The sequence below is a fragment of the Vibrio sp. 10N.261.52.A1 genome (genome assembly GCF_002876325.1).
Classification (GTDB): domain Bacteria; phylum Pseudomonadota; class Gammaproteobacteria; order Enterobacterales; family Vibrionaceae; genus Vibrio; species Vibrio chagasii.
Map to the genome: position 1 here is coordinate 1,225 of NZ_MCYD01000436.1, position 11,305 is coordinate 12,529.

Here is an 11,305-nt window from a genome sequence, read left to right on the forward strand (position 1 = left end):
CAAACATCGAGAAAGCTGAAGCACTAGCTCCAACTGAAGAAGCTGCAGCACCAACTCAAGAGATGGAACTGGTTGATACTCCAAACGCGAAAACTATCGCAGAATTGGTAGAGCAACACGGTCTAGCAATCGAGAAAACTGTTAAGACTCTATTCGTTAAAGCTTCTGATGAAGTAGATGCAGACATCATTGCTCTAATCATCCGTGGCGACCACGAACTGAACGAAGTGAAAGCGGAAAACCTTCCACAAGTTGCTTCTCCACTAGAGATGGCTTCTGAAGAAGAAATTCGTGCACTCGTTGGCGCTGGCCCAGGCTCACTTGGTCCTGTAGGCCTAGAGCTACCATTTATCGTTGATCGCTCTGTTGCTGTAATGAGCGACTTTGGCGCAGGTGCAAACGTAGACGGTAAGCACTACTTCGGTATCAACTGGGGTCGTGACGTTGAGCTTGCTCAAGTAGAAGACCTACGTAACGTAATCGAAGGCGACCTAAGCCCATGTGGTAAAGGTACACTTCAGCTTAAACGTGGTATCGAAGTTGGTCATATCTTCCAACTAGGTAACGTTTACTCACAAGCGATGAACTGTGGCGTGCTTGGTCCTGACGGTAAGAACGTTATCCTAGAGATGGGTTGTTACGGTATCGGTGTATCACGTGTTGTTGCTTCTGCAATCGAGCAGAACCATGACAAATACGGCATCATCTGGCCAGACGCACTAGCACCTTTCCAAGTTGCTATCGTTCCTATGAACATGCACAAGTCTGAAGAAGTTAAAGAAGCGGCTGAGAAGCTATACGCTGAACTAACAGCTATGGGTATCGAAGTACTATTCGATGACCGTAAAGAGCGTCCAGGTGTAATGTTCTCTGACATCGAGCTAATTGGTATCCCTCACACTATCGTGATCGGCGACCGTTCAATGAAAGAAGGTAACTTCGAATATAAGAACCGTCGTGCTGGTACTAAAGAAGCTGTTGCTATCGATTCAATCGTTGAACACGTTACTTCTCAATTTGCTAAATAAGCAAACTCAGCAAAGTATGTGAACTTGCAAAGCAAATAATAGAAGGCTGCCATCTGGCGGCCTTTTTTATTTCCCCTCTTCACCTTCACTCACTCTCTCATTTCTCGATAAAGTAAATAACGTAAGTTAATCCCCGGTTCATCTTTAAATACGTATATTGGATTCATCAACTCATTAGACGCGTTTACCATTGGAGGTCTCGATGGATCTTAAAACCCTACTTAACCAAGCACTTAAGTCAGACCTTGTTAAACAAGGCACTCAGAAACTCTCACAAAGCTCATCTGGCCTAAGCGGTCTTACACAGGGCAGTAAAGGCAGCAAAAGTACACTTGGCGCATTGGGAGCAGGAGCAGTTGGTGGCGGGTTGCTAGGGGCTCTCATGGGATCAAAGAAAACTAAGAAGATTGGCAAGAAGGCCGTGGGCATTGGTGGAGCAGCAGCGCTTGGTGCATTGGCATATAAGGTATATAACGATTACCAAGCCAAACAAGGTACGCCGGATTCATCTCCGCAAGCCACTTTTGATGAACAAGACGCTTGTCACAACCTACTTATTCTACGCTCTATGATTGCGGCTTCTAAAGCGGACGGTCATGTCGATGAGAAAGAAATGGCTAAAATTGAACAAGCTGTCGAAAACATGGGCGCGGATTATCAGCTGACTAAATTAGTGTCTGAAGAGCTGCACAAACCGCTCGACCCAAGCGAAATCGCTCAACTCGCAAGCTCACCGCAACAAGCCAGTGAAATCTACTTGGCCTCTTTGATTGTGGCCGACGAGCAGAACTTCATGGAAAAGGCGTACTTGAAAGAATTAGCTAAGCAACTCAACCTTGCAGATGAAGTGAAATACCAGCTAGAACAGCAAGTCGCGGGCTAGTCGACTAATCATTGGTTAACTGGTCACCCAAGAAAGTGACAAACTGAAGCGCAATAAAATGAGATATTGAGCAAGGACAAACTAACTCTGATCTTCGTCAGATCCGCTTTGTTTTTGCTTATCTCTATGTGTATATTGAGAGCAGTTATCATTTGGTTAGGTATAAGAATGAAAGTATACGATTGTTGTGATTTGGTACGTGAACTGTACTCTCAAATTGGTAGTGGCGACCAAGGCTACATCCCTCAAGCGATCACCTGCGCAGTAAAAACATTAAACGACCTTGCAGCAGATGAATCTCTTCCTAAAGAAGCTCGCGAACGTGCGGCATTCGCAGCTGCTAACCTACTCATCTCAGATTTCGAGGACTAATATGAACCTCGCTAATTTTGAAAAGATGGATCCTGTTATGTTGATGAGCATCGTCAACATGAAGCTACGTGACGACTTCGGCGGAGATTTAGACCGAGTGGTTAACTTCTACGAAATAGATAAAGCAGCCTTAATCGCTAAGCTTGCCTCTGCGGGTTTTGAATACCTGCCAGAAGCAAAACAGTTTAGATAATGGTGTAAATTCAGATTGATAGATAAAGGCCAACCCGATGTTGGTCTTTTTTATAGGTGTAAATATCAACCAACACAGCCTACAGAATATAAATTATCTCCTCCTGACTCTCTTTTTATATCTTAGACTCTAAGAACGCGCCTTGAATCGTAGCGTGTAGTTGTATAGGCTACCTCAAATAGCATATAAAAACTCATCACCCAACTTGATGATAGTGAAGGATTAACAATGAAAAGACTCGGACTTTTGGCAGTGTTCGCTGCAACGCTTACTGCAGGTTGCGCTTCAAATACTCAGCAAGACAATTTTCGTGAAGCCTCTTTTGAGCTGTGTAATACTGAAGTCGATATTTACTCTGTAAGCCACGATGAGAGAGTACGTATCGTCTGTTCTGATGGCTCTAAATTCGCTTTAAACAGCGAAGATACGCTAGAAGTAATGCGTGACATCAATATCGACTACTGCGATGGCGAAGGCTTAGGTAAGTTTAATGAAAGCCGCCATTACTACTCGTTCAAGTGTAAATCAGGCACTCTACTTAGCATCAAAAAGTAGAACCAACACAAAAAAATACAAAGGGTTAATGTGAAAGCATTAGCCCTTTTTAATACCCGCCTTTCTTTACTCTTAGCCCCAAATCCACCAGTCACCAGATACAAAAAAGGCCCCTATTAAAGGAGCCTCTAGTATCATCATTTTTCAAAGTAGATGAGCGAAGTTCAAGGAGCTCACACGGAGTTTACGCTAGCAAATGAGTATGTGCGACACAGAAATTCGCTCACACTCTAAGCATTTCTATACCAATAAAAAAGGGACTCTATGAGCCCCTTTAAAAGTGTTTTTCAAAGTAGTTGTTTGAAATTCTAGGAGAGCACGCGGAGCTTACGAATGTAAGTGAGCATGGTCGACAACGAAGTTCAAATTACTACGAAGAAAAAATTAAGCGTAAACTGGTAGACGCTTACAAATCTCTAGCACTTTTGCTTTTGTCGCTTCGATAACAGACTCATCACCCATGTTATCTAGGATGTCACAGATCCAACCCGCTAGCTCTTTCGCGTCTGCTTCTGAGAAACCGCGACGAGTGATAGAAGGAGAACCAATACGGATACCTGACGTTACAAACGGGCTACGTGGATCATTTGGTACTGAGTTCTTGTTTACTGTGATGTTTGCTGCACCTAGTGCTGCATCTGCTTCTTTACCTGTGATGTCTTTGTTGATTAGGTCAACTAGGAACAGGTGGTTCTCTGTAGAACCTGAAACGATGTTGTAACCACGCTCAAGGAATTCAGCAACCATTGCTTTTGCGTTAGCAACTACGCGTGCTTGGTACTCTTTGAATTCTGGCTCTAGTGCTTCTTTGAACGCTACTGCTTTACCAGCGATAACGTGCATTAGAGGACCACCTTGGCCGCCAGGGAATACTGCTGAGTTCAGCTTCTTGTAAAGATCTTCGCCTTCGTTAGAAAGGATAAGGCCACCACGAGGGCCTGCTAGCGTTTTGTGCGTTGTTGTTGTAACAACGTGCGCGTGCGGAACTGGGTTCGGGTAAACACCTGCCGCGATTAGACCCGCTACGTGAGCCATATCTACGAATAGGTAAGCACCTACTTTGTCCGCGATTTCACGCATGCGCTTCCAATCACAGATTTGAGAGTAAGCAGAGAAACCACCGATGATCATCTTAGGCTTGTTCTCGATAGCCAGCTTTTCCATCTCTTCGTAATCGATTTGACCTGCTTCGTCGATGCCGTAAGGGATGATGTTGTAAAGCTTACCAGAGAAGTTTACTGGAGAACCGTGAGTTAGGTGACCACCGTGCGCTAGGCTCATACCTAGAACTGTGTCGCCTGCGTTTAGTAGCGCCATGTATACAGCGTTGTTTGCTTGAGAACCTGAGTGAGGCTGTACGTTTGCGTACTCAGCACCAAACAGCTCACATGCACGTTCAATTGCTAGAGTTTCAACTTTGTCTACGTACTCACAACCACCGTAGTAACGCTTGCCTGGGTAGCCTTCAGCGTATTTGTTTGTTAGCTGAGAACCTTGAGCTTCCATTACACGTGGGCTTGTGTAGTTTTCTGAAGCGATAAGTTCGATGTGCTCTTCCTGACGAAGAGTTTCTTCTTGGATAGCTGCGAATAGATCCGCATCGTAATCAGCAATGTTCATGTTACGCTTAAGCATCTGTATCTCCTGACTCAGATTGTACTGAAAGTTTCAAAAAAACCACACAACGACCGAAAGCAAACGTTTCCGTCACCGTTTTGATGTGACGCATTCTACATAATTTGATCTAGGTCATAAAGAGCTAATTGCAATTTTATCATGCAGTTTTTTCATAATCACAAATAAGATTCATCATGGTTATCGGGCTTGTCCAACCAAAGATGCCCCTTACTGTCAATTTTACGATTTACACCCTGTAAAACGCAGATTACATAGGTTTACCTTAATTTTGCCCCTCTAGCTACCGAAAGCTTAAGTTTTTAACTACTATGCACGCCTTTATTGATTAGGTAATTATTAAAACGATGGAAAAACACTCACGTAAAGAAGATTGGATTGCAGTCCTGACGGGCACGTTTTTAGTAGCGTTAGGCGTCTTCTTTTTACAGTCTGCGAATCTGCTTACCGGAGGCACTACTGGTCTGGCTCTACTGTTGAGTCAATTTTTGCCTGTAACCTTTGGTATTTTATACTTTGCCGCTAACTGTCCATTCTATCTATTGGCGTGGAAACGTTTTGGTCGTAGCTTTGCGATCAGCAGTGCGATTTCCGGTGCTTTAGTGTCTGTGTTTGCCGATCATTTATACTTGGTTATTTCGCTCGAAGTTCATAATGAGATCTACTGTGCAGTAGCCGGTGGTTTATTGATGGGCTTGGGTATGCTGATTCTGTTCCGTCACCGTTCTAGCCTGGGTGGCTTCAACGTCTTGTGTTTGTTTATTCAAGATCGCTACGGCATCTCAGTGGGTAAAACTCAAATGGCGATCGACGCATGTATTCTGTTTGCCTCGTTCTTCTTTGTATCGCTTTGGGTAATTGCAGTATCAGTACTAGGTACAGCGGTATTGAATATCGTACTAGCGATGAATCATAAGCCAACGCGCTATTCTGTGAACTACGCGTCTTAATACCAGCTATCCAATCAATGAATTACTAGCTGTTTTTCATAACGAAAACAGCTAGTATTTAGCTTTTGCGCACCCTATCCAGCACAAATAGCTCACTTAAAGATTAGCCAGATTGAATTAATGTAAGTGGAGCAATCCAAAGCCTTATAGGCAAACTTATGACCAACTGGGGTACTGAAGGTCATGAGCTTTATTTTATGATTAGATAGACCTTAAGAAAGTGAGCTGACTACCTAGCCCTCAATCAACAAAATACGAGTTTCGTAAGGACGCAAGACTTGATGATGCGATGTTACTGAATCGTCTGCCTCTTGATAGTTAGAAAGCACACACTTGGCATTCGTCATATCAAAACGCTCAGGTAAAGCACATTCCGTCTCTTCACCATAATAGTTATTAATACACAGCAGAGTCTGCTCTTCAGTCTCACGAGAATACGCAAATACTGATGGGTGCTCAGGTAGCAAATCTTGATAACTACCATGAGTAATCACAGGCACTTCTTTACGAAGTTCAATCAAACTCTTGTAGAAATAGAACACCGAGTCTTTATCTTCCAGTGCTTGCTCTGCATTGATCTCAGGGTAGTTGTTCGCAACATCCAGCCATGGCTGAGCTTTTGAAAAGCCCGCGAATGCTTCGCTGTTCCACTGCATCGGAGTACGAGAGTTATCACGAGACTTCTGCGCTAGAATCGCCATCATATCTTGATGCTCCACACCATCGCGATTGACCATGATGTCGTACATGTTAGTGCTCTCGACATCGCGATACTGGCTAATTTCGGTATAACCTGGATTCGTCATACCAATCTCTTCACCTTGATAAATATAAGGTGTGCCTTGCATCATGTGGACAGACGCAGCCAGCATTTTAGCCGACTCAACACGGTAGTTCTTATCATCACCTAAACGGCTCACCACTCGCGGTTGGTCATGGTTACACCAAAACAGCGCGCCCCAACCTTTTCCATTTAAGCCCGTTTGCCAATGGTTGAAGATCGATTTGAGTTGCAAGAAATCAAATGGTGCATTGGTCCACTTCTCACCATTGGTGTAATCCACTTTAAGATGGTGGAAGTTAAACACCATCGATAGCTCGCTGTTATCAATGTTCGAATACTGCTGACAGTGCTCCAATGTAGTTGAGGACATCTCGCCTACTGTCACGCTGCCATACTTCTGGAATACCGCTTCGCTGATCTCTTTTAGATATTCATGCACACGTGGGCCGTCTGTGTAAAAACGGCGACCATCACCGATATCATCATTAGGGAAATCTTGCTGCTTTGAAATCAGGTTAATCACGTCCAAGCGGAAGCCATCGACGCCCTTCTCAGCCCAGAAGCTAATAACGTCTTTCACTTCTTGACGTACGACCGGATTCTCCCAGTTCAGGTCGGCCTGCTCCTTGGCAAACAGGTGAAGGTAATATTGACCAGTCGCTTCGTCTAACGCCCATGCATTACCGCCAAACTTGGATTGCCAGTTAGTTGGTGCTTCGCCGTTTACAGGATCTTTCCAGATGTAGTAATCACGATAAGGGCTGTTTTTATCACCCAATGCGGATTGAAACCATTCATGCTCAGTGGAGGTATGGTTAACCACAATATCCATCACGATACGAATACCACGCTGATGCGCTTCAGCCAGTAACTGGTCGAAATCTTCCATGGTGCCAAATTGAGGGTTAATCGCGTAGTAATCTGAAATGTCGTAGCCGTTATCGATCATTGGTGATGCGTAAACTGGGGTTAACCAAATCGCATCAACACTCAAATGTTTGAGGTAGTCCAGTTTCGAAATGATCCCCTTGATATCACCAGTACCTTTACTGCCACTGTCACAAAAGCTCTTTGGGTAGATTTGATAGATGGTTGCGGTTTTCCACCAGCTTTCATCATGTTCAGTCATCGCCATCTCTAACACTCACTTACCAAAAAATAATAAATAAAAATCACCATGTTCACATGGTCGATAGAAGTCGTTTCTAAGGGAAAAAGCGATGACTGGATTGAAGTCACCGCTTATAAGATGCACTACGCGTTTGCTGTTTCGAGCTCACCTTTTGACTGCGCACGCTTGTAGAAGAACAGCGTTAAGGTCACAGGCAATACAATCGCTACCAACATCGCCACTAAATAAACAGACCAATATTGCGGTTGAATCGACAAGATACCTGGCAAGCCACCCACACCGATGCCGTTCGCCATCACACCTGCGCTACCACAAATAGCAGCCGCTGCGGCACTACCTATCATGGCGCTCAACATTGGGAATTTGTATTTCAAGTTGATGCCGTACATCGCAGGCTCTGTCACACCTAAATAGGCAGAGATAGCTGCTGGAACCGAGATATCTCGTTCACCTTCGCGTTTACTTAAAATAATGATGCCAACAACCGCTGAAGCTTGTGCAATGTTAGATAACGCAATCAAAGGCCAGATTGGCGTACCGCCTAAGTCTTGCATCAACTGCAAATCCACTGCGTTGGTTGTGTGGTGAATACCCGTGATAACCAAAGGTGCGTAAAGGAAACCAAATACCACTGAACCAAAAATTGCGAAGTCACCAGTCATGGCTGCTTTCGCTGCGAATGCGACGCCATCACCTAGCATACGGCCGAATGGTCCAATAAAGGCGTGAGCCAGAATCACAGACAAAATGATCGATACAAACGGCACAACCACAAGGTACAAGTAAGCTGGCACGATGCGCTTCAGATTGGTTTCAATGAAGGCTAATGCCACACCCGCGAGCATCGCAGGGATCACCTGTGCTTGGTAGCCAACTTTCTCAATCACGAAAAAGCCAAAGTCCCACACTTCAGGAACGGCTTTACCTATCATGTAAGCGTTCATCAACTGCGGCGACACTAAGGTCACACCGAGCGTAATACCCAAAATAGGGGTTCCGCCGAGCTTCTTAACCGTCGCCCAACACACACCAACCGGTAGGAAGAAGAAAATCGCTTCGCCAATAAGCCATAAGAAAGAGTGAACGGTTGCCCAAAATTGGCTGATTTCAACTAGGGTTTTGCCATCGAACATGCGAATGTCGCCAATCACATTACGGAAACCAAGAATCAAACCACCAGTGATAATAGCAGGCAGCAGTGGCACAAAAATTTCGGCTAAATGGGAGATACCACGCTCAAGGAAGTTCATGTTCTGACGAGCAGCCAATTTCGCTTCATCTTTTGATGAGGCCTCTTTGCCCGTTTGCTCAATCAGCAGTGCATACACTTCGTCAACTTCGGTGCCAATCACCACTTGAAATTGGCCTGCGTTAGTAAAGCAGCCTTTTACTAGCTTGAGCTTTTCGAGTTCAGCTTTATTCGCCTGCTCTGTCTCATTCAATACGAAACGTAGTCGAGTCAGACAGTGGCTGACACTCGCAATGTTCTCTTTACCACCAACTAACTCGATAAGACGCGCAATGTCTTGCTTCGCTATCTTACTCATACTACCTCACCCTGGTTTTATTCAATGACTCATCTAAATCATTGAGTAATAACCACTCAGATTTAGATTTATGGGAACATTCCCAAAACTGGTCATTATAATGCCTAGCTGAATGAAAAATTAAAATGGGAACAGTCCCATTAATTGAAAGGGATCACAATCTAATTTTAATCTAAGCGGCTCAGTTTCGCTTAGTTGAATGGATTATTGAATCGGTGATTGGGTGTGATGAGAGATCTCTGTGTTACCTAAAAGTTGAGAGATCAATAGATTAGCAGCTAGTTTACCCGCTGATTGGTAGCCCGGATCAATACTAAAGACCCGAGGGAATAGGAAAGAAAGAAGATCGTTACCGCCGACACCAGTCACCACCACATCTTCACGTTGTCGTTCTTGCAAGCGTTTGATGACCCCAAGAGCGAGAGTATCACTGGCACAGACAATCGCTTGAGTCGTTGGAGTGAGTACCTCATCCACCAACTGATAAGCGCTTTCATGATGAAGTTGACCAGTACGATAGTTCGCTATCACTCCACTGTCCTCGCACCAATCTAGGTAAGCTTTTAGACGAAGTTCACCGGTTGATTTATCGCTAGGATCAACCCCAATGAAACCAACATCAGAGATCCCCTGATCCGTTAAATACGCCAACGCCCTATTGATCACCTGTTGGTTGTCATAGTTAATCGAGGTTACGTTCTCAGTGTCCAGCGCAATGACCACGGCTTTATGTCCCCACGCTTCGATCGCGGGAATATCGCAATCCGTGAAGCCAAACACAATGATGCCATCAACGTTACGACGCTTTAGAACTTGTAGGTGCTCGTTGGCTTTTTCTCTGTCGAGCTGGCTTTCCATGATCACCACATCGTAGCCCGCTTGGTACAACTCAGACAGCATGGTACTGACGGCTTTGTTTTCAGAAGGAGAATCCAAACGAGAGATGATCACGCCAATCACTTTTTGGCTACCACCACGCATCGATTGCGCAGACTTTGAAGGCGTATACCCAGATTCTTGAATTACTCTTTCTACCCTTTCACGGGTTTCAGGTTTCACTTTAGGATCATTGGTCAGAACGCGAGATACGGTCGACTTACCAACACCAGACAGCTTAGCAATATCAAGAATAGTGAGTTTTTTGCTCATAAAAGGTCTAACGTCAAAGGAAGGAAAAGAAGCAGTGAGGGCATCCTCCCTCACTTAACTGTTTGTAAATCTTAGCGATTAAAGATGGCTTACTTGCTGCAGTTTCGATACACCACACGACCAAGTTCTAGGCGTGCGTTATCACCTTTGGTACGTAAAGTAACGCTGTTGATTAACTCTCCAGTACCATCATCTAAGATGTACTTGGTTCCTGAGCCAGCCGCTACTTGAGTCAGGCGGTATTCATTTTCAGGTAAACGTAATACCGCTTTTTCATTATCAAGGTAAGCCACTTCAAATGAAACGTCAGACTCACATTGATAAGTCACGAATTGATTGTCCGATGTAGTACTGTCAGGCGCTGCTGATTTAGAGCACCCCATTAATGCTACCGTACATAGAGATGCTACTAACATAGCTTTCATACTTCGTTCCTCATCTTTATACCGTTAAAGGTAGTGAAATGTCTTAGCCTTTTAGGAAAGCAGGCACATCCGCAATGCTATCAAGGACAACACTTGCCAAGGCTTCACCCTTTTCAGTAATTGGTTTACCGGTTCTTACTAATACCTTAGTGCCAACACCTGCCGCTTCTGCAGCCATCATGTCTTCAGCTTTATCGCCGATCATCACAGAGTTAGCCATATCAATCTTTAGAAAGTCACGCGCGGAAATGAACATGCCAGGCTTTGGCTTACGACAATCACAATCTTGCTTGTAGTCACCAATGCCATGTTCAGCGTGGTGAGGACAGTAGTAAATGCCATCTAGCTCAACACCATTATCGACAAAGTTCCAATCCATCCACTGCGTTAAAGAGAGAAAACGGTCTTCACTAAACATGCCGCGAGCAATACCAGACTGGTTCGTCACAAGCACCAATAAATAACCCATATCTTTAAACGCTTTCGCCGCTTCAAACACACCATCGATGTATTCAAAATCATGCTCATCATGTACGTAGCCGTGATCAACGTTAATCACACCATCACGATCTAAAAAAACAGCAGGTTTAGACAAAATTTTGTTCTCTATCAACTCTCTATTAATCATTAATTATTACACGCTTTATTTGCT

Annotated in this window: 12 protein-coding genes; 6 read left to right on the forward strand and 6 right to left on the reverse strand. The window is 44.3% G+C overall.

Annotation, left to right across the window (positions count from 1 at the left end; genetic code table 11):
• The 5 genes from proS to BCT81_RS05210 form a co-directional block, all read left to right on the forward strand.
• On the forward strand, positions 1-1,028 hold a 1,028-nt coding region (proS, locus tag BCT81_RS05190), incomplete at its 5' end, for a proline--tRNA ligase (RefSeq protein ID WP_102423431.1).
• A gap of 202 nt (positions 1,029-1,230) precedes the next feature.
• Positions 1,231-1,911 (forward strand): tellurite resistance TerB family protein, encoded by a 681-nt coding sequence (locus tag BCT81_RS05195; protein ID WP_102423432.1) that lies wholly within the window; start codon positions 1,231-1,233, stop codon positions 1,909-1,911.
• Positions 1,912-2,079: 168 nt separating this feature from the next.
• The gene (locus BCT81_RS05200) at positions 2,080-2,283 is read left to right on the forward strand and encodes a YaeP family protein (protein WP_004738556.1); all 204 of its coding nucleotides are present in this window, start codon (positions 2,080-2,082) and stop codon (positions 2,281-2,283) included.
• A 1-nt stretch (position 2,284) separates the two neighbouring features.
• Positions 2,285-2,476 carry a DUF4250 domain-containing protein gene (locus tag BCT81_RS05205; protein ID WP_004738555.1) on the forward strand — a complete coding sequence of 64 codons (192 nt, stop codon included), beginning with the start codon at positions 2,285-2,287 and terminating at the stop codon, positions 2,474-2,476.
• 228 nt (positions 2,477-2,704) lie between these two features.
• Positions 2,705-3,031 (forward strand): hypothetical protein, encoded by a 327-nt coding sequence (locus tag BCT81_RS05210; RefSeq protein WP_008222921.1) that lies wholly within the window; start codon positions 2,705-2,707, stop codon positions 3,029-3,031.
• A gap of 384 nt (positions 3,032-3,415) precedes the next feature.
• Here the strand turns inward: BCT81_RS05210 and glyA are convergent, their stop codons facing one another.
• A complete protein-coding gene (gene glyA / locus BCT81_RS05215) occupies positions 3,416-4,666 on the reverse strand; it encodes a serine hydroxymethyltransferase (RefSeq protein ID WP_102423433.1) in 1,251 nt (416 codons plus the stop codon).
• Positions 4,667-5,013: 347 nt separating this feature from the next.
• Here glyA and BCT81_RS05220 point away from each other — a divergent pair, with 347 nt between their 5' ends.
• Positions 5,014-5,616: a YitT family protein gene (locus BCT81_RS05220; protein ID WP_102423434.1), complete on the forward strand. Its 603-nt coding sequence runs from the start codon at positions 5,014-5,016 to the stop codon at positions 5,614-5,616.
• Between the two features lie 233 nt (positions 5,617-5,849).
• Here the strand turns inward: BCT81_RS05220 and treC are convergent, their stop codons facing one another.
• The 5 genes from treC to gmhB all read right to left on the reverse strand — a co-directional run bounded on the left by treC (position 5,850) and on the right by gmhB (position 11,248).
• A complete protein-coding gene (treC, locus tag BCT81_RS05225) occupies positions 5,850-7,535 on the reverse strand; it encodes an alpha,alpha-phosphotrehalase (RefSeq protein ID WP_102423435.1) in 1,686 nt (561 codons plus the stop codon).
• 119 nt (positions 7,536-7,654) lie between these two features.
• Entirely contained in the window at positions 7,655-9,079 is a 1,425-nt protein-coding gene (gene treB, locus BCT81_RS05230; protein WP_102423436.1) for a PTS trehalose transporter subunit IIBC, read from the reverse strand.
• A gap of 204 nt (positions 9,080-9,283) precedes the next feature.
• A complete protein-coding gene (gene treR / locus BCT81_RS05235) occupies positions 9,284-10,228 on the reverse strand; it encodes a trehalose operon repressor TreR (protein ID WP_102423437.1) in 945 nt (314 codons plus the stop codon).
• A gap of 89 nt (positions 10,229-10,317) precedes the next feature.
• The gene (locus tag BCT81_RS05240) at positions 10,318-10,653 is read right to left on the reverse strand and encodes an MliC family protein (RefSeq protein WP_102423438.1); all 336 of its coding nucleotides are present in this window, start codon (positions 10,651-10,653) and stop codon (positions 10,318-10,320) included.
• Positions 10,654-10,696: 43 nt separating this feature from the next.
• Positions 10,697-11,248 (reverse strand): D-glycero-beta-D-manno-heptose 1,7-bisphosphate 7-phosphatase, encoded by a 552-nt coding sequence (gene gmhB / locus BCT81_RS05245; RefSeq protein WP_004738542.1) that lies wholly within the window; start codon positions 11,246-11,248, stop codon positions 10,697-10,699.
• Positions 11,249-11,305: the final 57 nt, after the last annotated feature.

What these genes read in the sequence shown, in the direction of transcription:
- BCT81_RS05205 (WP_004738555.1), top strand. Translation starts at nt 2,285, where the DNA reads ATGAACCTCGCTAATTTTGAAAAGATGGATCCTGTTATGTTGATGAGC.
- treC (WP_102423435.1), bottom strand. Translation starts at nt 7,535, where the DNA reads ATGGCGATGACTGAACATGATGAAAGCTGGTGGAAAACCGCAACCATC.
- BCT81_RS05195 (WP_102423432.1), top strand. Translation starts at nt 1,231, where the DNA reads ATGGATCTTAAAACCCTACTTAACCAAGCACTTAAGTCAGACCTTGTT.
- glyA (WP_102423433.1), bottom strand. Translation starts at nt 4,666, where the DNA reads ATGCTTAAGCGTAACATGAACATTGCTGATTACGATGCGGATCTATTC.
- treB (WP_102423436.1), bottom strand. Translation starts at nt 9,079, where the DNA reads ATGAGTAAGATAGCGAAGCAAGACATTGCGCGTCTTATCGAGTTAGTT.
- treR (WP_102423437.1), bottom strand. Translation starts at nt 10,228, where the DNA reads ATGAGCAAAAAACTCACTATTCTTGATATTGCTAAGCTGTCTGGTGTT.
- BCT81_RS05220 (WP_102423434.1), top strand. Translation starts at nt 5,014, where the DNA reads ATGGAAAAACACTCACGTAAAGAAGATTGGATTGCAGTCCTGACGGGC.
- BCT81_RS05210 (WP_008222921.1), top strand. Translation starts at nt 2,705, where the DNA reads ATGAAAAGACTCGGACTTTTGGCAGTGTTCGCTGCAACGCTTACTGCA.
- BCT81_RS05200 (WP_004738556.1), top strand. Translation starts at nt 2,080, where the DNA reads ATGAAAGTATACGATTGTTGTGATTTGGTACGTGAACTGTACTCTCAA.
- BCT81_RS05240 (WP_102423438.1), bottom strand. Translation starts at nt 10,653, where the DNA reads ATGAAAGCTATGTTAGTAGCATCTCTATGTACGGTAGCATTAATGGGG.